Source organism: Cobetia sp. MB87, assembly GCF_011319755.1.
Classification (GTDB): Bacteria; Pseudomonadota; Gammaproteobacteria; order Pseudomonadales; family Halomonadaceae; genus Cobetia.
In genome coordinates this window covers 440,992-465,602 of record NZ_VFBC01000008.1, presented here as the reverse complement: position 1 = coordinate 465,602, position 24,611 = coordinate 440,992, and the positions used below count along the sequence as shown (strand labels likewise).

The window sequence follows — 24,611 nt, the reverse complement described above, 5'->3', positions numbered from 1 at the left end:
AGCGCTTGCTTGGTTTATGGGATTGAATGGATCAAAGCATAGCCACGCAGTGATCACAACGCCGACTGCACGACTCGATCTTCCAATAACAAGACACAGGAGACCGTCATGACGATCGCTTCCCGCACTACGCCAGGCCCCGCCGTCAGCGCCGATGACATCGTGATTCTCGCCGGTGCCCGCACGCCGATGGGCGGCCTCAAGGGCTCACTCTCGACGCTGAGCGCGCCAGAACTCGCCGCGGTGGCCATCAAGGCGGCCATCGAACGCGCAGGCCTCACGCCTGCCGATGTCGACGAGGGCATCTTCGGCTGCGTGCTGCCCGCCGGCGTCAAGCAGGGCCCGGCGCGGCAGGCCATGCGGCAGGCCGGGGTGCCGGACAGCATCGGCGCCACCACCATCAACAAGCTGTGCGGTTCCGGCATGAAGGCCACCATGCTGGCGCATGATCTGATTCGCGCGGGCACCAACCGCATCATGCTGGCCGGCGGGATGGAATCGATGTCCAACGCCCCGCACCTGCTCACCCAGGCGCGTGGCGGCTATCGGCTCGGCCATGGCGAGCTGAAGGACCACATGTTCCTCGATGGACTGGAAGACGCCGAGACCGGCAAGCTGATGGGCGTGTTCGCCCAGGAAGTGGCCGATGCCCGCGGCTATGATCGCCAGCGCATGGACGACTTCGCCATCGAATCGCTCAGGCGTGCCATGACGGCCACCGAATCGGGGGATATCGCACCGGAAATCGCCGCCGTCACGGTCAAGAGCCGCAAGGGCGAGAGCGTGGTCGAGCAGGACGAGCAGCCCTTCCAGGCCAACCTCGACAAGATTCCCACCCTGCGCCCGGCCTTCGCCAAGGACGGTACCATCACCGCCGCCAACGCCAGCTCCATCTCCGATGGCGCCTCGGCGCTGGTGCTGACGCGCCGTGATGAAGCCGAACGACGCGGGCTGGCCGTCAAGGCGCGTATCCTCGGTCACAGCACCCACTCCCAGCATCCCAGCGAATTCACGTTGGCGCCCATCGGGGCCATCGACTCGCTGATGAAGCGCCTGGAATGGACGACAGAAGACGTCGACCTGTTCGAGATCAACGAGGCCTTCGCGGTGGTCACCCTGCTGGCGATGGACGCCCACGACATCCCGCATGACAAGGTCAATGTCTTCGGCGGTGCCTGCGCCCAGGGGCATCCGGTGGGTTCCACCGGCTCGCGCATCATCGTCACCCTGATCAACGCGCTGGAACGCCGCGGCAAGAAGCGCGGCATCGCGGCGCTGTGCATCGGCGGCGGCGAAGCCACCGCGATCGCCGTCGAGCTGGAAGGCTGAAGCGTCAATCGTCGCTGAGCCAACCTGACGCTTGCAACGACACGGGGCCCGGATCAGTGATCCGGGCCCCGTGTCGTCGTGCGGCCTACGATGTTCTCGGGAAGCGATCAGGGGCTCAGCCATCCGGGCCCCGACGCTGGCGCTGCTTAGCCATAGCGACCGGTGATGTAATCCTCGGCCTTCTTGGTATTCGGGTTGGAGAACATGGTCTTGGTATCGTTGTACTCCACCAGTTCCCCCATATGGAAGAAGGCGGTGTAATCGGCGACGCGCGCCGCCTGCTGCATGTTGTGCGTCACGGTGACGATGGAGAACTGGGTCTTCAGCTTGTCCATCAGGTCTTCGATGGTCGCGGTGGAGATCGGGTCGAGTGCCGAGGTCGGCTCATCCATCAGGATGACGTCCGGCTTGACCGCGATGGCACGCGCGATGCACAGGCGCTGCTGCTGACCACCGGACAGCGAGGTGCCCGGCTGGTCGAGAATGTCCTTCACCTCTTCCCACAGACCCGCATCACGCAGCGCGCTCTCGACCAGATCATCCTTGTCGGCGCGACGGCTGACCAGGTCGTGCATGGTCGGCGCGTAGGCGATGTTGTCATAGATGGACTTGGGGAACGGATTCGGCTTCTGGAACACCATGCCGACGCGACGACGCAGCGCCACTTCATCCATGTTGCGCGCATTGACGTCACGGCCATCCATCTCGACCAGACCTTCGATGCGCACGCTGCGGATCAGGTCATTCATGCGGTTCAGGCAGCGCAGGAAGGTCGACTTGCCACAGCCGGACGGGCCGATCAGGGCGGTGACATTCTTCTGGAAGATATCGATGTTGATGTTCTTCAACGCCTGCTTCTCGCCGTACCACAGGTTGAGGTCTTCCACGCGAATGGCCAGCTCATGATTGGCGTCTTCGTTGATGACGACCGGGCTACCGGGACGAGTGGTGGCGGCAGGCTTGGCGGGAGTGGCGACGGTGCTGTTCATGTCTCGTATTCCTTGATGAGTCGTGGGCCAGGGCTAGGGGTGGAAGGCGACCGGCCAATCGGCGGGCCGCCTCGCAGCTGCCTACCAGCGACGCTCGAATTTCTTGCGCAGCATCACGGCTGCGGCATTGAGTAGGATCAGCACTGACAGCAGCACCAGGATGCCCGCCGCAGTACGTTCAACATAGGCCTGCTCCGGCTCGCCCGCCCAGGTGAATATCTGGGCCGGCAGCACGGTGGCAGCCTGGGTGATGGCGGTCGGCGCATCCGGAATGAAGGCCACCATGCCGACGATGATCAACGGCGCGGTCTCGCCCATCGCCTGTGCCAGGCCGATGATGGAACCGGTCAGGATTCCCGGCAGTGACAGCGGCAGCACGTGGTCACGCACCACCTGCCAGCGCGAGCAGCCGACGCCGAAGGCAGCCTGACGAATGGTGTCCGGTACGCTGCGCAGCGCCGAGCGCGTGGTGATGATGATCACCGGCAAGGTCATCAGACCCAGCGTCAGACCACCGACCAGCGGGGAGGAGCGCGGCATGCCGAAGAAGTTGATGAAGATCGCCAGACCCAGCAGACCGAACAGGATCGACGGCACCGCTGCCAGGTTGTTGATGTTGATCTCGATGGCCTGGGTGAAGCGGTTGTCCGGAGCGAACTCCTCCAGATAGACCGCCGTCAGCACGCCGACCGGGAAGGCGAAGGCCAGCGTGACCAGCAGTGTCAGGATCGTGCCCATCGCGGCCGACCAGATACCGGCGTATTCCGGCAGCTTCGAGTCACCGGTGGTGAAGAAGTTGATGTTGAACTTGAGCTCGGCCGTGCCGTTCTCGACCATGCGGTCCAGCACTGCGGTCTGCTTGGGCTTCAGGTGTGACTTGTGGCCCTTGAGATACTGGTCGACCTGGTCATCGGCGATCACCCAGCGGTCGATCGTCTGCCCCATCAGGCTGGCGTCAGCGGCCATGTCGCGCGGCAGCTGACGCAACCAGCCGCGGCTGACCAGATCACGCACGTCTTCTTCCACCGCTGCCAGCGGAATTTCCTGCGACTGCTCGCTGTAGGTGACCGGCACGTGCAGTTCTGCCTGCTGGAAGGCCGGATAGCCGCGCATGACCATGTCGCCGATGAAGACCACCAGGAAGGTGGCGGCCAGGGCGAGTGCGCCCATGGACATGAATTTCAGGCGCTTGGTGCGGCGATGACGGCCCTTCAGCTGGGCCGAGATATCGTCGAATGAATGGCTCATGTCTAGTCTCGGCCTCAGAGGTTGTTGGCGCTGTACTTCTCACGGAAGCGGCGGATCAGGACCACCGAGACCATGTTCAGCAGCAGAGTGACAACGAACAGCACCAGACCCAGCGCGAAGGCCGACAGTGTCTCGGCACTCGCGAATTCCTGGTCGCCGGTCAACGCGGCAACGATGCGCACCGTGACGGTGGTCATGTCTTCCAGCGGGTTGGCGGTCAGGTTCGGACGCATGCCCGCCGCCATCACCACGATCATCGTCTCGCCCAGCGCACGCGACATGGCCAGCAGAGACGCGGAGATGATGCCCGGCAGCGCGGCCGGCAGGATGACGTTGCGGATGGTCTCGCCGTGGGTCATGCCCAGCGCCAGAGAGCCCTGACGCATGGTGTCCGGCACGGAAGTGATGACGTCATCGGACAGTGAGGAGATGAACGGAATGATCATGATGCCCATGACCAGCCCCGGTGCCAGCGCGTTGTTGTAGGACGCCTCGATGCCCAGCGGCGAGAAGATGTCGACGATCAGCGGTGCGACGGTGATGGCGGCGAAGAAGCCGTAGACCACGGTCGGGATACCGGCGAGCACTTCCAGCACCGGCTTGGCGACGGTACGCACTCTCTCGGGGGCGAACTCCGCCATGTAGACCGCGGCGAGCAGACCGATGGGAATGGCCACCAGCATCGCGATCAGGGTGATCATGAAGGTACCGGCGAACAGCGGTACGGCACCGAAGTTGGCGGTGCTCTCGACACCTTCACCACGGCCAGCGGCCATCTGGAAGCTATTGCCCGGATCCCAGGTGGTGCCGGTGATGAAGGTCCAGAAGCTTTCCATCTGGAAGAAGCGGATGGCCTCGAAGATGATCGAGACAAGAATGCCGAACGTCGTGACGATGGAGATCATCGCCGCGCCGATCAACACATAACGAATGAGGGTCTCGATGGCATTGCGCGCATGGAAATCAGGCTTCACCAGGGCGAGGCCGATGACCAGGCCGACGGCTGCGACGACCAGACTGGCGATCAGCAGCTGCATGCCTTCTATATCGATATCTGCGGTGGCAATCGCAACGACGGCTGCCAGACCGACCAGCAGAGCAGGCCCTGCGCTGGAAATTGCCGTGAACCAGCCGTACTGATCCGGCTGGGCGTACATTTCAGCACCGCTGGCACGCACACGCTGTGCCTTGCTGCGGCCGCTGAAGAAGGCCACCAGGCCAGCCAGCGCCACGATGCCTATGAAGAAGAGAAAGATCTGCTGAGTCTGCATCTTTCGGGTCCCGGAGTCGCGTTGTTCACAGGGGGAAGGCTTCATGCCTTGCGAAACCCTGCGACCAGTCAAGCAAACGGGCCGGCTGCCAAGGGCAACCGGCCGCGTCAAGGGTCAGCTGCGTTGCTTACTTCTGGAGATCGGCCAGAGTCAGCTTGGTACGCTCAGCGACCTGCTCGCGAAGCGTGGCGCGCTCTTCCTTCGGCAGCGGGATCAGACCGATGCCCTTCAGGTAGCCCAGCTCACCGATCATCTTCTCGCTCATGAACAGGTCGTTGTAGGCCTGCTGAGCCGGCACGTCATCCTTGTGCTGGTTCTTCACGTAGTAGAACAGGGAGCGGGAGACCGGGTACTCGCCAGAGGAGATGGCATCGGCTTCCGGCTGCACGCCATCGATGGAAGCACCGACGACCTTGTCAGCATTCTCTTCGAGGAAGGAGTAGCCGAAGATACCGAAGGCTTCGGTGTTCTCGACCAGCTTCTGGATGATCAGGTTGTCATTCTCGCCGGCAGCGATGTAGTGACCGTCCTGACGGATGTTGGTGTAACCCTCACCGCCGTAGCCTTCCATCTCTTCGGTGGAGACTTCCATCACCAGCTCTTCGAAGGCGTCACGGGTACCGGAAGTGGAAGGCGGCCCGTAGACGGTGATCTTGCGGTCCGGCAGGGAGGGGTCGATCTCGGACCACTTAGTGTAGGGGTTGTCGACCAGCTTGCCGTCGACCGGCACCTGAGCGGCGACCGCCAGGGTGATCTGCTCACGGGTCAGGTCGATGCTGCCATCACGGACAGACTGGGCGAAGGCGATACCGTCGAAGCCGATCATGGCTTCGGTGATATCGGTCACGCCGTTCTCTTCACAGCGCTCGAATTCAGACGTCTTCATGCGACGAGAGGCGTTGGTGATGTCCGGAGTGCTGTCACCGACACCTTCACAGAACAGCTTCATGCCGCCGCCGGAACCGGTGGATTCGATGACCGGCGTCGGGAAATCGCTGGTGGCACCCAGCTCTTCAGCGACGTAGCTGGAGAACGGATATACCGTGGAAGACCCCACGATACGCAGCTGTTCACGGGCTTCTGCTGCACCCACTGATGCAGCGATGACAGCCACTGCGAGACCGGACTTGAGGAACGCCTTCATGCCTGAAACTCCTTGCGATAGGAATGAGCCAGTGAGGTGGCTTCTTGTCTACAGGGAGTACCTTGCCAAGCATTCATGACAACTGTGTGACAGTCGCCGGCTCAAGCCATTCTCAGTCGGGCGGCGTCTCATGGCGCGCCAGGGCACGGCGCCCTGCCAGCACCCGCAGCAGAATATTGCTGACCAGTGCCGTGCCCAGCATGCCGAGGATCATCGGCCACAGGCTATCCATCGCCAGGCCTGCGATCAGCATGCCGATCACGGCGCCACTGGCAAACTGCATGCTGCCGATCAGCGCATTGGCCGTGGCACTGATGCGCGGGAAATACTCCAGCGCCGAGGAGATCGCGTTGGGTGCCACCATGCCGTTGGCCCCGACGAACACCATCAGCAGCGGCGCGATGACGTACAGCAGGTCCAGCCCCAGTGCCAGCGCCGACACCAGCAGGATGGCGGCACACAGCTGGATACCGATGCCGATGCGCAGCAGACGCGGTGGCGACAGGCGTGACAGCAGACGCACGTTGAGTCGGTTGGCGGTGAACATGAACAGGATGTTGGCACCGAACAGCACCGGATACCAGGCCGCTGTCACTCCGAAATGTTGCATATAGACGTAGGGCGACGCGGTGATGAAGGCAAACATGCCACCGAAGCCCATCGCCTGCGTCAGCGCATAGCCCATCGCCGGCCCGTGACGCAGCACGCTGGCATAGTCACGCGCGACCTGCAGGAGACTGGCCGGCGGCTCGTCCGCCTCGCGCTTGCGCCGGGTCTCGGGCAAGCGCAGCGGCAGCACCACCAGCAGGAAGGCAGCATAGGCGGCCAGGAAGGCGAAGATCAGCCACCAGCCCGCCATGCCCAGCAAAAGACTGCCGATGGCAGGCGCGATCAAGGGTGCCAGCATCATGATCACCGCGACGGTGGACAGCACCTTGGCCGCCTCGCGGCCACTGAAGCAATCGCGCACGATCGCCGAGGAATTGACCACCGAGGCGCCGCCGCCCAGCGCCTGCAGGAAGCGCAGCGCATAGAGCCCCTCGAGGCTCTCGACCTGGGTGATGGCCAGACTCGCCAGCAGGAAGACGAAGATGCCTGACAGCAGGACCGGCTTGCGCCCGATACGGTCTGACAACGGGCCGAAGATCAGCTGCCCCAGCGAGAAGCCGAGCAGGAAGATCGACAGCGACAGCTCCGTATGGTGCACCGTGGTCGCCAGGTCTTCTGCCATGGCCGGCAGTGCCGGCAGATAGGCATCGATGGCCAATGGAGCCAGGGCCGTATTGGCCGCGACCAGCAAGGCCAGCTGACGGGTTTGACGCTTGTCCACATCCCCTCCTGCAATCGTTTTTCGATGGTATGCCCACGTGCCGAAAACGCCACGCTCTTGCCGTCAGATGACGACAGTGGGCGCGCCGCCACACAATTGATACAGTTGACCTACACAGGTGACGAATGTCACATCACGCTGATGAAATCCCCGCGGATCATCCACTTGGGGCGATCGGCCCGAGATGTCTTCACAGCCGCCAGGCGTGGGTGCACACTCGGTGGCAGCGCTCGCTCCGGCGGCCCCTGCCCTTCACCTCTTGCCTTATTCATGAGGGCCACTCACCCCTTCGGGTGGCTCACGCTCAGTACAGGAAACTCTTGCATGGCACAGGACAAGCTCTCCCAACTCAAGGAAATGACCACCGTCGTCGCCGACACCGGTGACCTCGAGGCCATTCGTCGCTTCGCGCCCACTGATGCTACCACCAACCCGTCACTGATCCTGCAGGCCGCTCAGGACCCGTCACGTCGCGAGCGCCTGACCGAAGTCGCGCGCAAGGCCACCGACATCGATGATGCCGTCGACGCCGTGGCCGTGGACATCGGTACCGAGATCGCCGGCCTGGTGCCGGGCTATGTCTCCACCGAGGTCAGCGCCCGTCTGTCCTTCGATGCCGACGAGACCATCCGTCGCGCGCATCGCATCATCGAGCGCTACGCCGCCAATGGCGTCGGTCAGGAACGCATCCTGATCAAGACTGCCTCCACCTGGGAAGGCATTCGCGCCGCCGAGAAGCTCGAGCGCGAGGGCATCCGCACCAACCTGACGCTGCTGTTCAGCTTCGCCCAAGCCCAGGCCTGTGCCGATGCCGGCGTGACGCTGATCTCGCCCTTCGTCGGTCGTATCCTCGACTGGCACAAGGCCAATCAGCCGGACGCCGACTTCAGCGGCGACAACGACCCGGGCGTGAAGTCGGTCAAGGCCATCTACGAGCACTACAAGGGTCACGGCTACAAGACCATCGTGATGGGCGCCAGCTTCCGCAACACCGGCGAGATCGAAGCGCTGGCCGGCTGTGACCGCCTGACCATCTCGCCGGCACTGCTGGGTGAGCTGGCCGAGAGCACCGGCCCGCTGGAACGTCGCCTGCTGGCCGCCGATGCCGAGCAGAACGTGCCGGAAGTGCTGACCGAGTCCAACTTCCGCTGGGACATGAACGAAGATGCCATGGCCACCGAGAAGATGGGCGAAGGTATCCGCAAGTTCATGGCCGATCAGCGCAAGCTCGAGACTCTGCTGGCCGAACTGCGCAGCCACTGAGCCAACGGAGCATAGCGCCGATGATGAGCTCTTGTTAAGCAAGAGCTCATTGAATGGCCAAGGCAACAAAAAGCGCCTGCCGTGTTTCACGGCAGGCGCTTTCTTTATGCTTTTAGAAACGTGCTTTCAGAAACGTGCTGTCTGATTCGCGCTGTCAGATTCGTGCTTTAAGCGACGTGCTGTCAGGCTCAACGTCCCGGCGCCTTCAGTGCGGCTGGCGATGCTCCTCGCTTTCCAGCAGCTCGATCAGCGGCTGGAACTCCAGGCGATTGTGGCCATTCAGGCACATCAACAGCCGGTGAGCCTCGAGAATACGCCCGCGCAGCTCCTGTTCCTGCTGGGGCGAGGCATCGGCGTCATCCTGAGACTCGTTCAACGCTGGCGCGTTGCAGCAGGAAGCTCCGTCCAGATCGGCCTGGTCCGCCTCCGGCAGGCTGCCGGCGTCCACGACACTGGCCACCTCGTCGAACCCCATCACCTTGAGCATGGTCAGCACGTCGGGATGGGCAGCCACCACCTGCGCCGGCATCACCAACCGGTCGCGGACCGCCAGCGCCAGCTTGGCCAGAAAGCCCAGTGCGGTGGAATCGACATTGGTCGCTTCGCGCAGATCGATGATCACGCTTTCCAGTCCCTCAACCGCAGCCACGCGCTGTACCTGCTGATCCAGCGTGGCACACAGCGTCAGGCGTACATCACCGGATAGCTTGAGCACGAACAGGCCGTCTTCGAACACGGCCTGGATACGTCCTTCATCCATCATGGAATCCTGTCAGCGTCATCAAGGTAAGGTCATCCGGCAGCTCGCCATCCAGCGCCAGTCCACGACGCAATCCTTGCACATCCTCACTGCTCAGAATCCGTTGATGCAGTGCTCGAGTCCTGTCCTCCAGCGCCTCGCCCGGCAGGCATTCCAGTACACCATCACTGGCCAGCCACAGACGGAAGCGCTCAGGAAGCGCCACACGATACGCTGGATAGCGGGTGTCTGGGAAGAGCCCCACCGGCCGACCGCTGCCTTCCAGCTCACGCAGTTCGCCGTCGGGCGTGACCAGTACCGGCATCGGCAGCTGGGCGCCCAGGGTGTAATGCAGCGTGCGCGTATCACGGTCCATCACACCACACATCACCGTGGCATGCTTGCCGATACCACTGTCGATCAGTTCACGGTTGAGCAGTGCCAGCCACTCGGGGCCGAAGGTTTCCGGCGTATGTTCCTCCCAGTGGCGGATCGCGCGTGCGAACAACAGCTTGAGCAGCACGGTCACGAAGGCCGACGAGGCGCCATGACCGGAGACATCCGCAAAGTAGAACAGGCTGAAGCGTTCGTCGATCGCCTGATACTCGAGGAAGTCACCCGACAGATACAGCGACGGCGACAGGCAGTACTCATAACTGACGCCATTGATGTGCTGACCGCTCTGGGGCAGCAGACGCTGCTGGATCTGGCCACCGGCCTGCTGGTCCTGACGCAGCAGCGCCAGATGCGTCTCCAGGTGCTCGTTGAGCTCCTCGAGGCGCGCGCGTGCCTTGGCGTGCTCATGGGCCAGCTGGTGATGCTCCGCCGCCCGCTTGAGCAGACTGCGCAATACCGAGCCATGCTCGCGCGGCGAGATGAGGTAATCGACCAGCCCGGCCTCCACCGCCGGCAACAGGCACTCATCGCCCCGGCTCTCGGCCACTACCACCGTCGGCAGACGCTCGGCCAGACGCGCCCACTCATGACTGGAGACGGCCTCGACATGCGCGACCACCACCGCCACCCCGCTGGGCAGTGCCGCGATGCCATCACAGGCCGCCACCGCACAGCGTTCATCCGTCAACAGGTTCGCCAGCGCATCACGCCGCGAGCCGGGAAGATCAATCAGACCGATCAACAGACGCTTGCCTTGCTCATCCGCCATGCCAACCCCTCATTCCCGTCCTTACTGCCATCCACTCGCAGTCTTGATGCTGCTTGCCCTCGCGACCGGCACTACTGACCCATCACGGTACCGGTCGCCTGCTGCGGGTGACGCGTTACTGGCTGTCGTCTTCCGGTGCGAAGGCACCGTCAAGATCGGCGTCATCGAAGCTGTCGCTGGCGAAGGGATCATCGCCCAGCTTGCCATCGTTGATCTCGAAGTTGCGGCGCTGCAGGTAGGCATCACGAATGAAGCTGTAGCGATCGCCCTGGATCAGCTTCTCCTGCTCGAGAAGACCAGCACGGGTATCGACCAGATCCAGCGCTTTCAAGCCGTAACGCACCTTGTCGTCTTCGACGTAATTGACGGGATCAGCGAAGTAATCCACCGGCATGCCCGCGGTATCACGCACGGTACTCGGACCGAACAGCGGCAGCACGAGATACGGCCCCTGCCCTGTGCCCCAGACGGCGAGGGTCTGACCGAAGTCTTCCTCATCCACTGTCCAGCCAAGCTCGCTGGCCGGGTCGAACAGGCCGCCGATGCCGACGGTGGAGTTGAGCAGCAGACGGCCGGTGGAGACACCGGCATTGGCCCACTTCCACTGCAGCACCGAGTTGAACATGGTGCTGACCTCTCCCAGATTGGAGAAGAAGTTGCCCACGCCATCCTGTACCAGCTCCGGCGTCACATAGTCATAGCCCTGCGCGACCGGCTTGAGGGCATAGCGGTCCAGGGTGTCATTGAAGGTATAGACGTTACGGTTGAAGCCCTCCCATGGGTCCTGAGGGTTCGGCTCGCTGTCTCCGGTGCTGGCGCAACCCGCCAGCAGAGACATGGCCAGCAGTGCCGGCAGGGAAGTCTTGATCGTGTGCATCTCGTCACCTGTAAGTCTATTGGATTCCTGCAGCGGTCCTTGCCACATCCCTGGCTGTCAGGTCCGGTCTTCTTTATACGTTCCGCGCCCGCCAAGAGCCAGCACAGGCCACGTGGATTCGCGCAATGTCCTGCTTCAACCGCAGCGTTTCAGCAGCACACTGCCGGCACTGTAGCCTGCCCCGAAAGAACACAATACCCCCAGGCTCCCCGGCGCCAGGTCAGCGTGATGGAGATGGAAGGCGATCACCGAGCCAGCGGAGCTGGTATTGGCGTAGCGATCGAGAATGATCGGCGCTTCCTCGCTCGACGGGTCACGTCCCAGCACACGCCGCGCGATCATGTCGTTCATGTGGCGGTTGGCCTGGTGCAGCCACATGCGATCAAGATCACCGCCGTCTGCCTCAACCTCGCCCAGATGGGTGGTGATCAGCTCGGCCACCATCGGGCAGACCTCGCGGAAGACGCGCCGACCTTCCTGGATGAACAGCTTGTCATCGGCCTGTTCACGATGGCTTGCGCTGTCGAGTGTCATCGCGGATGCCACGTCGTCCTCAAGCACCGCCGTGCGATTGAGGAAGCCGAAATTGTTGCGTATCGCGTTGGAAAAGCGCGTCACCAGACGCGTGCCGAGCACCTCGAAGCCATCGGTGCGCGTGGCGACATCCGCCGCTTCCAGCACCACGGCCGTGCAAGCATCCCCGAAGATGAAGTGGCTGTCACGGTCGCGGAAGTTGAGATGCGCACTGCAGATCTCCGGATTGACCATCAGCACACGTTTGGCACTGCCGCTGCGAATTGCGTTGGCGGCGGTCTCGATACCGAAGGTGGCGGAGCTGCACGCCACGTTCATGTCGAAGGCATAGCCACCGGCCTCGAGCGCGGCCTGCAGTTCCACCGCCACCGCCGGATAGGGGCGCTCGAGGTTGGAACAGGCCACGATGACCAGATCCAGGTCCGCGGCGTTGACGCCCGCCGCCACCAGCGCTTCACGCGCGGCCGCCACGCCCATCTCGCACTGCACCGAGGGCTGGTCATTGGCGCGCGCCGGCAGGCGTGGGCGCATGCGCTCCGGGTCGAGAATGCCCTCGGCATCCAGCACGTAGCGGCTGTGGATACCCGAGGCCTTGACGATGAATTCGACGCTGGACTCGGTGCGCGCCTCACGCTCACCACGCGCGATGGCGTCGGCATTGGCGGCATTGTCCGCTGCCACCCAGGCATTGAAGGATGCCACCAATGCCTCGTTGCTGATGGCATTGGGCGGCGTGTAGAGCCCGCTACCGGTGATCAGTACGCGATGATTGCCGCTGGCACTCATGGACTGACCGGCGTTGGCGTGTTGCGTCTCGGCAGCGTGAACATTGTCATTGTTTGGCATGCATCCACTCCTGACAGTGCTATCCCGCGGGATATCACCAGAATTGAGCGGGGCACGACCCGGCGCCGCGTCGTCATGCCCCATGTTCAGTGTACGCTGTCTCGGCGATTCCAGACGCCCGAGTCAGCATTTGTCGAGCGGCCACAGTGAATGCTTAAACAGCAATTCCTGTCTGCAGCTTGGGCCATCCCGCCTCGGCACGCCTCCACGTACCGGTCACGCAAGCTCCTGATGACATACACAGCGCCCTGGAATGGTCCCAGCCAAGGTAGAGCTTCAGCCAAGGCAGAGCTTCAGCCATGACAGAGCTTAAGCCATGACAGAGCGCGGCCTCAGGGCATCAGCGGCGCGCCATCAGCTCCTGCCAGCGCTTCTCGAGACGCTTGGCGGAGACGGTCTCCAGGGTGCCGAGCTGCTGGGCAAACAGCGAGACGCGCAGTTCCTGCAGCCACCAGCCGAACTCTTCCAGCTCCGCATCCGGCAACCCCTGCTCACGCGCCTTGCTCAGGCGGGCATCAAGGCGGGATTCGAAGCCCTTGACCTCCTCCATGTCACGCTGGTCGCGTATGCGCTCACGCGGCGCCTTGTCGAGACGGATCAGCATCGCCTCCACATAGCGCGGCAGCTGATGCAACCATTCACCGGAGGCCTGAATGAAGCCCGGCGTGATCAGGCGCGCCTGCTGGGCCTTGAGGTCAGCCACCACCAGCGCCATCGAGAAGTCGATCTTGCCCTTGAGGCGCTTGGAAAGCTCCAGATGCTGCTTGAGTGCGGCTTCCAGCGGCTTGAGCAGCGATTCGGCATGCGGCACCAGCTCGGCCCGCTTGTCATCGAGACGCGCCTGCAGTTCGCTGCGCGAACGCGGCAGCGGCTCGACGGCCATCACCTGCTCGAAGACGCTGTAGATGAAGTCATCCGCCAGCTGGCGACGCGTGCCGACCTTGGCAAACAGCAGCGCACAGCGCTCCAGCGCCTTGAGATCACGGTCCAGATAGCGCACCTGGTCCGGCAGGCGTGCCATCGCCAGGCGCGTGATGCCATCACGGTGCGCGGCGGCAGCCTTGGCCGGATGATCGAACAGCTCCACGCTCAGGCTCTGCTCGACCTGAGCCGTCGCGCTGGCAGGCGCATGGCTGGACGGCGCGCTGTTCTTGCCGGTCTTGCGCGCCAGCTTGCGCTGCTTGGCACTCATGCCGTTGTCGGCAGGCGCCGCCTTCACCACCAGCGCCGGGTAGGCCTCGACGCGGATGCCCGCCTGGGTGGTGCTATGCGAGGTGGCGATCGGCGTTTCCGGCAGATCTTCCAGCACTTCGCTGTCGGCTTCACGGCTGCGGTTGGCCATCGCCCGCGCGGCGGCCGCGGCCGAGTCCTTGAAGCGAGCCTCCAGCGCTTCGAGATCCCGCCCTTCGCCCAGCACCTTGCCGTCCTGATCGACGATGCGCAGGTTCATCTTCAGGTGCGGTTCCAGCGTTTCGGGCGCCCAGGCATCCTGCGGCAGGCGCAGGCCAGTATTGACGCGCATGAACTCGGCCAGTGCATCGGTCAGCGGCACGTCGTCCGGGGTCAGCGCCTCGAGTGCGGCATCGACCCAGTTGGGAATCGGCACCACCTGCTTGCGGTACTGTTTGGGCAGCGACTTCATCAGCGCGATGGCCTTGTCACGCAGAAGCCCCGGCACCAGCCATTCGATGCGATAGCGCGGCAGCTGCGAGAGCATCGCCGCCGGCACAATCATCGTGACGCCGTCATCCACCGCACCGGGCGCGAAGTGATAGCTCAGCGGGTAAGCGACGCTATTGTGGTGCAGCTGTTCGGGGTAGCGCGCGGCGGTGACTTCCTCGGCATCGCGCGCCATCAGGTCGTCGAGATTCAGATGCAGGACATCGGGCTTGTCGCGCTCGGCTTCCTTGCGCCACTTGTCGAAGCTGCGACCGTTGTAGATGCCTTCCGGAATGCGCTCGGCATAGAAGGCGAACAGCGTCTCTTCGTCGACGAGGATGTCCCGCTTGCGCGCGCGGTCCTCAAGCTCACCGACCTCATCCATCAGGCCGCGATTGTGGGCGAAGAACGGCGCACGGGTCTGGAACTCACCCTCGACCAGCGCGCGGCGAATGAACAGCTCGCGGGACTCCTGTGGCGCCAGCGGGCCGTAATGCACCTTGCGTGCGGTGACGATGGGCAGTCCGAACAGGGTCACCTGCTCACTGGCGACCACCTGGGCACGCTTCATCTCCCAATGCGGCTCGCTGTAGCTGCGCTTGACCAGATGCTCGGCCAGCGGCTCGACCCACTCGGGCTTGATCGCCGCGACCTGACGCGCGTAGAGCTTGGTGGTCTCGACCATCTCGGCCGCCATCACCCACTTGGGCGACTTCTTCGCCACTCCGGAACCCGGGTGCACGAAGAAGCGTCGGTTGCGCGCGCCGAGATACTCGCGATTTTCCTGCTTGAGGCCGAGATTGGAGAGCAGCCCGGTCAGCAGCGCACGATGCAATGACTCGTGATCGATGGCCACCGACGGGCGGCGGCCCTGCCCCGGTGAGGCCAATACCCGCGCGGTGACCTCGGCCTGCGCCTCGGCGTCGCGCTCGTGCTGGGCGCTGGTCATCTCCAGCCCCAGGTCACGCGTCAGCTGCTTGAGCTGGCGGAAGGTGTCATGCCACTCGCGCAGGCGCAGGTAGTTGAGGAAGCGCGCCTTGCACCAGCGGCGCAGCGGGTTGGCACCCAAGGCGTCACGCGCCAGCTCGAAGCCTTCCCACAGGTTCAGCCAGCTCACGAAGTCGGAGTTGTCGTCATCCCACTCGTGGTGGATCTGATCGGCCTGCTGGCGCTTGTCGGCGGGACGCTCGCGCGGGTCCTGGATCGACAGCGCGCTGACGATGATCAGCACTTCACGCAGGCAGCCGCGCGAGGCGCCTTCCAGCACCATGCGCGCCAGACGCGGGTCGATGGGCAGACGCGCCAGGGTGCGGCCATCACGGCTCAGGCGGTTGTGTTCATCCACCGCGCCCAGTTCGCGCAGCAGGCGGAAGCCATCGGTGACGAAGCGCGAATCCGGCGCATCGACGAAGGGAAACTTCTCGATGTCGCCCAGCTTGAGCGACAGCATCGACAGGATCACCGAGGCCAGGTTGGTGCGCTGGATTTCCGGCTCGGTGTATTCCGGACGCGCGAGGAAGTCCTCCTCGCTGTAGAGGCGGATGCACAGGCCTTCGGCGATACGCCCGCAGCGGCCCTTGCGCTGGTTGGCGCTGGCCTGACTGATCGGTTCCACCGGCAGTCGCTGGATCTTGGAGCGATAGCTGTAACGACTGATGCGCACCAGACCCGGATCGATCACGTAGCGGATGCCCGGCACGGTCAGCGAGGTCTCGGCGACATTGGTGGCCAGCACGATGCGACGGCCACGATGCGGCTGGAAGACGCGATTCTGCTCTTCGTTCGAGAGGCGCGCGTACAGTGGCAGCACCTCGGTATCACGCAGCTGGGCGCGACGCAGGGTGTCCGCGGTAGCGCGGATCTCGCGCTCGCCGGGCAGGAAGATCAACACGTCACGCGGGCCCTGCATCCAGCCCTTCTCACGCTCGATCACTGACAGCTCTTCCACCGCGCGCAGGATGCCTTCCTGCAGGCTGAGGTCTTCCTCATCCTCGGCATCGCGCACCAGCGGCAGGTACTGGGTCTCGACCGGGAAGTTGCGCCCGCTGACCGAGACGATGGGCGCCGGCGTGCCATCCTGGGCCGCGAAGTGCTGACTGAAGCGCTCCACGTCGATGGTCGCCGAGGTGATGATGATCTTGAGGTCCGGACGGCGCGCGGTGAGACGCTTGAGATAACCGAGCAGGAAGTCGATGTTCAGACTGCGCTCGTGGGCCTCATCGATGATGATTGCCTCGTAGCGGCTCAGGTCCGGGTCATGCTGGGTTTCCGCCAGGAGGATACCGTCGGTCATCAGCTTGATCAGCGTCGACGGGCCGGTGGTGTCATTGAAGCGCACCTGATAGCCGACCGTGTCGCCGAGTGTCGTCTCGAGCTCCTCGGCCAGACGTGCCGCCACCGAACGCGCCGCCAGACGGCGTGGCTGGGTGTGACCGATCAGGCCATTGCGCCCCAGCCCCATCTCCAGACACAGCTTGGGCAGCTGGGTGGTCTTGCCCGAACCGGTCTCACCGGCGACCACCACGATCTGATGCTCGGCAAGCGCGGCGAGGATGTCCTCGCGACGTTCCACCACCGGCAGCTCCGGCGGATAGTTGAGCGCGGCGGGGGTCTGCCAGCGCGCCAGCGCCGTCTCGCGTGCAGTGCGCTGGGCGATGCTCGCCTCCAGGCGGCTCTCGATGTCGTTGATGGCACGATCGACCGGCTTGCCTTCCTTGAGACGCCGCCGCAGGCCAGCCAGGCGCTTGCCCAGCTCGCGCTGATCACGGCTCAGGGCGCGTTCAAGGCGAGCCGCGAGGGCTTCAAGACGCGCATGTTCGGACGGTGCGGTAGCGGTGTCGCTCAAGGACTGCCTCTTCTCAACCAGCGACCACACGCCACGCGCGCAGCCGGAAACTCTCGGGAATTCAGCCTCACTCTCGCCTGCACGGGGCAGCAAGCCATGATGCCTGAATGACAAAACGGCCCGTCAACAAGTGACGGGCCGTCCATTGTAGCCCTGCACGTAGCCGCGCCCAACCTTGGCGGCGCTTGTCTCCTGCCACGCCGCCGGCTCAGCGCTGCCCTCAGTGCTCGCGTACCGGCGTATTGCCAGCGCTCTCTTCGCTGTCGCGCAGCTCACGACGCAGCACCTTGCCGACATTGGTCTTGGGCAGTTCGTCGCGGAATTCGACGAAGCGCGGCACCTTGTAGCCGGTCAGCTGCTCCTTGCACCAGCTGCGCAGGCTGTCGCGATCCAGATCCGGGTTGCTGGACACGACGAACAGCTTGATCGCCTCGCCGCTCTGCTCGTCCGGCACGCCCACGGCCGCGGCCTCGACGATATCCGGATGCCCGCTGACCACGTCCTCGATCTCGTTGGGGAACACATTGAAGCCTGAAACGATGATCATGTCCTTCTTGCGATCGACGATGCGCACGAAATCGTCCTGCTGGATGACCGCGATATCGCCGGTGCGGATGAAGCCCTCGTCATCCATCGCCTCACGCGTGGCATCGTCACGCTGCCAGTAGCCCTTCATCACCTGGGGGCCGCGCACGCACAGTTCGCCCGGCGCATCACGCCCCAGCGTCACGCCATCGGCATCCACCACCTTGAGCTCGGTGCCCGGCACCGGCTTGCCGATGGTGCCCAGCTGCAGCTCGCGCGGCGGATTGAAGCTGACGATGGGCGAGGTCTCGGTCATGCCGTAGCCCTCGGCGATCGGGCAGCCAGTGACGGCTTCCCAGCGTTCAGCTGCGCTGCGCGTCAGGGCCATGCCGCCGGAGATGGTCAGCTTGAGGCTGGAGAAGTCCAGCGCCTTGAAATCATCACGCTGGCAAAGCGCCGAGAACAGCGTGTTGAGGCCAACGAAGGCGGTGAACGGCGTCCTGGCCAGCGTCTTGATGAAGCCGTCGATGTCGCGCGGATTGGTGATCAGCACGCTGTGGTTGCCGCTCTCCATGCTGTAGAGGCAATTCACCGTGAAGGTATAGATGTGATAGACCGGCAGCGGCGCGATCAACACCTCCTGGCCTTCATTGAGCACATCACTGATCACGCCGCGCGCCTGCAGCATGTTGGCGACCAGATTGCGGTGGGTCAGCATGGTGCCCTTGGCAACCCCGGTGGTGCCGCCGGTGTACTGCAACGCGGCGATGTCCTCGGGTTGACGCGTGACACGTGTGTGCGAGAGCCCCGCGCCGCGCTTGAGCACGCTGCGCAGCGAGTGGGCGTCGGGCAGGTGGTACTTCGGCACCATCTTCTTGACGTAGCGCACCGCCAGATTGATCAGCGGGCGCTTGGGAAAGTCATGCAGGTCACCGATCTCGGTGATGATGACCTCCTCGATGGACGTGCGCTTGAGCACCTTCTCGAGCTTGTCCGCCATGTTGGCCAGAATCACGATGGCGCGGGCGCCGGAGTCATGGAACTGGTGCTGCATCTCGCGCTCGGTATAGAGCGGGTTGGTGTTGACCACCACCAGACCGGCGCGCAGCGCGCCGAACACGGCCACCGGGAACTGCAGCAGATTCGGCAGCTGGATGGCGATGCGATCCCCGGGCTCAAGGCCGGTCTCGTGTTCCAGCCAGGCGGCGAAATTGCGCGACAGGCGGTCCACATCGGCGTAGCTGAGCGTCTTGTCCATGCAGCTGAAGGCCGGACGGCTGGCATAGTTGGCGCAGCTGGCCTCGAAGACCTCGAGAATCGAGGGGTAATCCTCGAGGCCGGACAACGGCTCACCACTGACGATCAGGTTGGCGTCCCCGGTCACGGGGCCAGCGTGATCAGACGCCTTGTCGGCTTCCGGGTCTGCCGAGGCGTTGGCAGGATTGGCATCATGCATGGCTTGGGCTCCATGACTGCATTCGTCTGCTGGATCGTGGCCGGGCGCGGAGTCTTTCACTGACAGCCACAGGCGAGAATTCAGCACTTGTTGTTATCAGGGCGTCACGCCCACATGTGAACAATGACATGAATGGCGGCGTGATGGGAAAAGGACGGCGCGACAGCGCGCGCGCAGGTGCCGGCAACGCACCGGCGACACCTTGGCGAGAACCTCCAGGGCCGCCGCACTTCACCTTAACCAGTCAGGCCAACGATGTAAAACGACCGATTGAAACCATCGTTCACATTCTGAAAAGTCTCGTCAAATCAGATCACTACTCTTGTACGACCTTGGTCAGAGGCTGACCGCGACTGGCAACCTTGCCATGTCGTTATGCGCTTCAGGCCTTTGAGTCGCGCCAGGCTAGCCCTTAACCTTATGCTCATACAGTCGCGACAGCCGCTGCTGAGCGTCATCACTTCACTCAAGCAGCGGGCCTGCTCGCTGTCTAGCCGCCAGATATCCAGAGGACCTCGCATGGCCAAGATCTATCAGGACAACTCGCAAGCCATCGGCAATACACCGCTGGTCAAGATCAACCGCCTCAGCAGCCATCCACGCCTGTACGCCAAGGTGGAAGCCCGCAACCCGGCGTTCTCGGTCAAGTGCCGTATCGGTGCCAGCATGGTGTGGGACGCCGAAGAGCGCGGCGCACTCAAGCTGGGCATGGAGATCATCGAGCCGACCTCCGGCAACACCGGTATCGCACTGGCCTTCGTCGGCGCGGCGCGTGGCTACCCCGTCACCCTGACCATGCCTTCCTCGATGAGCATGGAGCGCCGCAAGGTGCTGAAGTCCCTCGGCGCCAACCTGGTGCTGACCGATCCGGCCAAGGGCATGCAGGGCGCCATCGACAAGGCCTGCGAGCTGCAGAAGGCCGAGCCGGAACGCTACTTCCTGCCGCAGCAGTTCTCCAACCCGGCCAACCCGCGCATCCACGAAGAGACCACCGGCCCAGAGCTGTGGGACGCGCTGGATGGCGAGATGGACGTGCTGGTCGCGGGCGTCGGTACCGGCGGCACCATCAGTGGCATCGCCCGCTACTTCAAGACGGTGCGCGGCCAGTCACTCGAAGCCGTGGCGGTGGAGCCGGCGGAATCCGCCATCATTACCCAGCGCATGCAGGGCGAATCGATCACGCCAGCCCCGCACAAGATCCAGGGCATCGGCGCCAACTTCATTCCCGACAACCTGGACCTGGCGCTGATCGACCGCGTCGAACCCGTCGCCAGTGAAGACGCCATGGCCATGGCGCGTCGCATCATGCAGGAAGAAGGCATCATGTGCGGCATCTCCTGCGGTGCGGCGATGACCGCGGCACTGCGTCTGGCAGAAGACCCCGCCTACGCCGACAAGTCCATCGTCGTCATCCTGCCGGACAGCGGCGAGCGCTACCTGTCCTCGCCGATGTTCGCCGGCATGTTCGACGACGTCGAAGGCTGAGTCTCACACGTAGACCAGACAACAGCCAGACACACGAAGGGCCGCAATCGCGGCCCTTCGTGTGTCTGGCATTCAAGCTCTTTCTCCGTCACTCAGCGTCAGCGACGCAGATCACCAAACGTCAGCAACTCAAGTCAGAAGCCAGCCAGTCGGGCTTGCGGCGCGCGGTCGCGGTGCGATCGACCGCGCCGCTCTCGGCCGGCTCCTGCCCTGGCTCTTCCTGGCTCAGCGGCAACTCACCGCCGAGACTGGCGACCAGCTCGCCTTCGCGGAACACGACCAGCTGCCCCGGCAGCAGCCGCTGCCACTGCTCGTTGTCGGTCAGCGGATCAGTGGCGATCACCGAGACCACATCGGCATCGGTGGTGTGCTGCTGGAAGTCGACGCTCATCTCGAAGTCAGTCAGGCTCGCCTGCCCGAAAGGAGCGCGGCGCGTGATGTGCGCCAGCTTGGTGGAGCAGTAGGCGTAGAGATGCACGCCATCGGAGAGCAGCAGATTGAAGACGCCAAGCCCGCGCAGACGCTCGCACTGGGCGTGCAGATGCCGCCACAGGTCTTCACAGCGAGAGGGCGGTTCAGGGAAGGCCCTCCGGATCTCACCGAGCAGGAAACAGGCGGCGTGCTCGCTGTCCGTGCTGCCCACCGGGCGATAGTACGGCAGGGGCAGTGCCTGCCAGTCCGCCAGCTGACCATTATGGGCATAGCACCACTGCCGGCCCCACAGCTCGCGCGTGAACGGGTGGGTATTGGCCAGTGTCACCTGGCCGACATTGGCCTGGCGAATATGGCTGATGACCATCTGCGACTTGATCGGATAGTCGAGAATCATGCGCGCGATGGGCGAATCCACCGACGGATGCGGGTCACGGAATTCGCGATAACCGCCCTCTTCATAGAAGGCGATTCCCCAGCCATCGCGGTGCGGACCAGTACCACCGCCTCGCTGCAGAAAACCGGCGAAGCTGAAGCAGATATCGGTCGGCACATTGGCACTCATGCCGAGCAGTTCACACATGGGGTTCCTCCCGCTGAGTCGGCTTGCGCGTCATGCGACGCACCAACATGATCACTACCAGCAGGCCGATCACACCGGCCACGGCGTAAGCGATCATGCGGCTTTGCGGTGATTCTGCCTCACGCCGGGCAAAGTCCGAAGCCCCTTCGAACCACTGACTGATCAACGCAGGCACCTTGTCGATGGGCAGGCGGCCCTTCATCAGCAGATCATTGAGGTCTTCCTTCTCCTCTACCGCCTGATCCAGGCCCTGAATCTCACCGAATGACTCACCCTCGATGGGTGAGCGGTCCAGATTGGCGGCACGCCGCGCCGCATTCTCGTTGAGGGTATAGGGCGCCAGGTCGATCACCCGCGAACTCCCGCCCAGCGCGATGCGTGCACTGATCTGCACATCGGCACTGACGTCACGTTCCAGCGGCGGCAGTTCGATACGCCAGCGAGTCTCGCCCGCTTCCGCCACGCTCAACGGCTCGCCCTGCAGCGTCGCGTCCAGCTGGGTATTGGCGGTGTTGAGCAGAGGATGGCGCGCGCTGACCTCCAGCGCGCTCGGCGGCGTCGCATTCTGCGCATTGCCACCGATAGGCTCGACCAGCAGCGGGTCGACCACGCTGGTGCGCTGGCTCAACTGACGCGCAAAGGGCGCACCATCGCGCTGCCCCTTGATGGTGAGCGTCAGGCGAGCGCCACCCAGCTGCTGCGGCGGCGGCATGTTGACGCTGAACTCTGCGCCGTCACGCTCAAGGCCGCGCTGCTGGGCGGTGGTCACGACACCCGTGTCTGCTGCCATGCCGGCTGAACGTGCTGCGCTCTCTTCCTTGGCATCCGCGCCACCCTCGTTTTCCGGCACCAGACGTGCATTGCCGTCCAGCGTCGCCAGGAAATCCTGCTCGGCGACATCGCGTGCGCCGTCGACCAGCGAAGCCGCAAGAGAATAGCCAAAGCCGCGATACAGCGTGGCGGGCAGCGGGCGCGATACCAGCGCCAGGTCTGACACCACGGTGATACGGCTATCGACGCCCACCTGCCCTTCGATACGCCACTGCCCGGCCTCGGGATCGGTCACGGTGATCAGGTCATAGCGCGGCTGATGTTCCCAGCGCACACCCTCGGGCAACGAGGCCTTGTCGGCCAGCGAATAGCGCTGGCCATCCGGCGCGATCAACACCGGTGCGCTGTCATCGGGGCCGTGGAAGACCAGCGCCGTGAATTCCTCGACGCTGCCATCGATGGTGAAGCGCTTGTCCTCGAGCGGCACCAGCTCGCCGGGCACGATTCGGTCGAGCGCCCCGAGGAAGGCACGCAGCAGATCTTCCGGGGTCTCGGCGACCGTCGCCAGCCCACCGGTGCCATCGGCGACCTGCTGCAGCAGATCGATATCGGCATTGCGCGACAGCGCGACCGTATGCACCGTGATGTTGTGCGCAGCAAGCTGTGGCGTCAGTTCATCGGTGATGCGCTGACGTGAGGCGCTGTCCGAGGCGGCCTTCTCGCTGCTCGGCTCACGCAGGTCGACCATGCCATCGGAGAGCAGAATGATCTGACGCGGCCCCTGGCCATCGATGCTCGCATCGGCGCCTTCGGCGGCGGCACGCAGACCCGCCTCGAGATCGGTGTACTGCTCGTAATCGTCAAGCCGCCCTTCCAGCCCGCGGGCCGCCTGCTTCCAGCCCGCATCGACCGCGCCCAGTGCCAGCAGGGGCTGTACCTGCTCACCGAAGCCCCACAGCCCCGCACGCGAGCGCTCCGGCAGCAAGGTGACCAGCAGGTCCAGCGCACTGGCGCGCAGATTGGTCGGGTCGTTGTGCTTCATGCTGCCGGAGACATCGATCGCCATGCGCAGGTCAGGCGCAATGTCGCGCGCCGAGCCACCCACGGCGACCGCGTCACTCGCGACATCCCGGGCCACGAACGGCATCTGCTCAGCCTGCTCGCTTGGCGACTCATCTACCGGCCCACTTACCGACCCACTCATCGGCTCGCTGGCCGAGGCGTTGTCCGCTGACGATGCCTGCTCGGCGAAGGCCGAGGGCGACGCGAGACTGATGCCCGCCAGCATCAGGGCAGCCAGCCAGCGCGCCCCCGCAACTTTCGATAGAGAGCCGGACGCAAGCTCTGATGAACAGGCTGGCTCATGAGATGAAGTGACAGCTACATCACGGGGCATGACAGATCCTTAGTCCACGCTAGGACAATGCACGGCTGGCGCTGATCGAACGACGCTCGATCAGAGCGACGGTTCCTGACGGTCACGGCCTGCGCGGGTACGCGCCGACGCACGAGCCGGGGTGCCACGTTTCTCGCTACGCAAGCTGGCGCCAGCGGCGTGGCCTTCGCCCACTTCCTCATCCTCCTGCTCGTGGGCATGAGGCTGACGGCGCTGCTGGACGGCGCGACGACGCTGTTCACGCCCGCGACCCAGCCACCAGATCACCAGGCCCAGCACCACGCCCGCCCCGATGCCCAGTACCAGCATGCCGAAGGCCGAGGCCATGCCACCACCATCCTTCTGTACCACGCTGACGGCAAAGGCCACGATGGCTGGCGCAAGGCCGGTATAGGCATCTTCCGCGACGCTGGCCGTGACGTGAAAACTGGTCGGCACGGCGATCATGCCGGCGATGCCGCCGACGAGGATCCAGCGCAGAAAACGCGGCAGTATTCGCACCGCCATATAGCCGGTAAACAGCACTACCGCCGCCAGGCCAAAATAGATCAGCCACATCTGCGGCAGCGAATCGGAAATCATCATGCCCTTCACTCCTGTCATAACATCCTGTCGAGACTGACATTCTGAGGGTTGCCTGTTGGGTGCAGAAGCACCCAGCACCTCAGTTCAGCCATCGAGTCATCCCATCATCGGGGCCACACGTCTGTATGGCACCAGAGGC

The 24,611-nt window shown here is 63.9% G+C and carries 17 protein-coding genes; 3 read left to right on the top strand and 14 right to left on the bottom strand.

Translation table 11 applies throughout. The features are described 5' to 3' along the window. The first annotated feature begins 108 nt into the window (after positions 1-108). Positions 109-1,329 (top strand): acetyl-CoA C-acyltransferase, encoded by a 1,221-nt coding sequence (locus CDPAHKCJ_RS11380; RefSeq protein WP_166019863.1) that lies wholly within the window; start codon positions 109-111, stop codon positions 1,327-1,329. A gap of 146 nt (positions 1,330-1,475) precedes the next feature. Here CDPAHKCJ_RS11380 and pstB read toward each other — a convergent pair whose 3' ends face one another. From pstB to CDPAHKCJ_RS11355, 5 genes are all read right to left on the bottom strand, one after another. Next, on the bottom strand, positions 1,476-2,318 hold the full coding sequence (gene pstB, locus CDPAHKCJ_RS11375; protein ID WP_166019862.1) for a phosphate ABC transporter ATP-binding protein PstB: 843 nt from the start codon (positions 2,316-2,318) through the stop codon (positions 1,476-1,478). Between the two features lie 81 nt (positions 2,319-2,399). Then, positions 2,400-3,566 (bottom strand): phosphate ABC transporter permease PstA, encoded by a 1,167-nt coding sequence (gene pstA, locus CDPAHKCJ_RS11370; protein ID WP_166019861.1) that lies wholly within the window; start codon positions 3,564-3,566, stop codon positions 2,400-2,402. A 14-nt stretch (positions 3,567-3,580) separates the two neighbouring features. Continuing rightward, a complete protein-coding gene (gene pstC, locus CDPAHKCJ_RS11365) occupies positions 3,581-4,837 on the bottom strand; it encodes a phosphate ABC transporter permease subunit PstC (RefSeq protein WP_166019860.1) in 1,257 nt (418 codons plus the stop codon). Positions 4,838-4,964: 127 nt separating this feature from the next. Further along, a complete protein-coding gene (locus CDPAHKCJ_RS11360) occupies positions 4,965-5,981 on the bottom strand; it encodes a PstS family phosphate ABC transporter substrate-binding protein (RefSeq protein ID WP_166019859.1) in 1,017 nt (338 codons plus the stop codon). Between the two features lie 112 nt (positions 5,982-6,093). Further along, a complete protein-coding gene (locus tag CDPAHKCJ_RS11355) occupies positions 6,094-7,311 on the bottom strand; it encodes a Bcr/CflA family multidrug efflux MFS transporter (protein WP_166019858.1) in 1,218 nt (405 codons plus the stop codon). 324 nt (positions 7,312-7,635) lie between these two features. Here CDPAHKCJ_RS11355 and tal point away from each other — a divergent pair, with 324 nt between their 5' ends. Continuing rightward, a complete protein-coding gene (tal, locus tag CDPAHKCJ_RS11350; RefSeq protein WP_043333980.1) occupies positions 7,636-8,574 on the top strand; it encodes a transaldolase in 939 nt (312 codons plus the stop codon). A gap of 205 nt (positions 8,575-8,779) precedes the next feature. Here tal and CDPAHKCJ_RS11345 read toward each other — a convergent pair whose 3' ends face one another. The 6 genes from CDPAHKCJ_RS11345 to CDPAHKCJ_RS11320 form a co-directional block, all read right to left on the bottom strand. Further along, entirely contained in the window at positions 8,780-9,334 is a 555-nt protein-coding gene (locus CDPAHKCJ_RS11345) for an STAS domain-containing protein (RefSeq protein ID WP_043333981.1), read from the bottom strand. After that, positions 9,327-10,478: a PP2C family protein-serine/threonine phosphatase gene (locus CDPAHKCJ_RS11340; RefSeq protein WP_166019857.1), complete on the bottom strand. Its 1,152-nt coding sequence runs from the start codon at positions 10,476-10,478 to the stop codon at positions 9,327-9,329. The genes CDPAHKCJ_RS11345 and CDPAHKCJ_RS11340 overlap by 8 nt, the downstream gene beginning before the upstream one ends. Before the next feature lie 115 nt (positions 10,479-10,593). After that, positions 10,594-11,355: a VacJ family lipoprotein gene (locus CDPAHKCJ_RS11335; protein WP_166019856.1), complete on the bottom strand. Its 762-nt coding sequence runs from the start codon at positions 11,353-11,355 to the stop codon at positions 10,594-10,596. 135 nt (positions 11,356-11,490) lie between these two features. Further along, on the bottom strand, positions 11,491-12,675 hold the full coding sequence (locus CDPAHKCJ_RS11330; protein ID WP_166019923.1) for a beta-ketoacyl-ACP synthase III: 1,185 nt from the start codon (positions 12,673-12,675) through the stop codon (positions 11,491-11,493). Positions 12,676-13,075: 400 nt separating this feature from the next. Beyond that, positions 13,076-17,239, bottom strand: coding sequence for an ATP-dependent RNA helicase HrpA (hrpA, locus tag CDPAHKCJ_RS11325; protein WP_166019855.1), 4,164 nt, complete (start codon positions 17,237-17,239; stop codon positions 13,076-13,078). A gap of 220 nt (positions 17,240-17,459) precedes the next feature. Further along, positions 17,460-19,220, bottom strand: a complete 1,761-nt coding sequence (locus tag CDPAHKCJ_RS11320; protein WP_166019854.1) for an AMP-binding protein — start codon at positions 19,218-19,220, stop codon at positions 17,460-17,462. 519 nt (positions 19,221-19,739) lie between these two features. On the opposite strand from CDPAHKCJ_RS11320, the gene cysK reads away from it, so the two are divergent. Further along, entirely contained in the window at positions 19,740-20,705 is a 966-nt protein-coding gene (gene cysK, locus CDPAHKCJ_RS11315; protein WP_166019853.1) for a cysteine synthase A, read from the top strand. Positions 20,706-20,826: 121 nt separating this feature from the next. Here the strand turns inward: cysK and CDPAHKCJ_RS11310 are convergent, their stop codons facing one another. The 3 genes from CDPAHKCJ_RS11310 to CDPAHKCJ_RS11300 are packed head-to-tail and all read right to left on the bottom strand — an operon-like array spanning position 20,827 to position 24,472. Further along, positions 20,827-21,720 (bottom strand): class II glutamine amidotransferase, encoded by an 894-nt coding sequence (locus tag CDPAHKCJ_RS11310; protein ID WP_166019852.1) that lies wholly within the window; start codon positions 21,718-21,720, stop codon positions 20,827-20,829. Beyond that, the gene (locus tag CDPAHKCJ_RS11305; protein ID WP_166019851.1) at positions 21,713-23,887 is read right to left on the bottom strand and encodes a vWA domain-containing protein; all 2,175 of its coding nucleotides are present in this window, start codon (positions 23,885-23,887) and stop codon (positions 21,713-21,715) included. The genes CDPAHKCJ_RS11310 and CDPAHKCJ_RS11305 overlap by 8 nt, the downstream gene beginning before the upstream one ends. A 60-nt stretch (positions 23,888-23,947) precedes the next feature. Continuing rightward, the gene (locus CDPAHKCJ_RS11300) at positions 23,948-24,472 is read right to left on the bottom strand and encodes a hypothetical protein (protein WP_166019850.1); all 525 of its coding nucleotides are present in this window, start codon (positions 24,470-24,472) and stop codon (positions 23,948-23,950) included. Between the last annotated feature and the right edge of the window lie 139 nt (positions 24,473-24,611).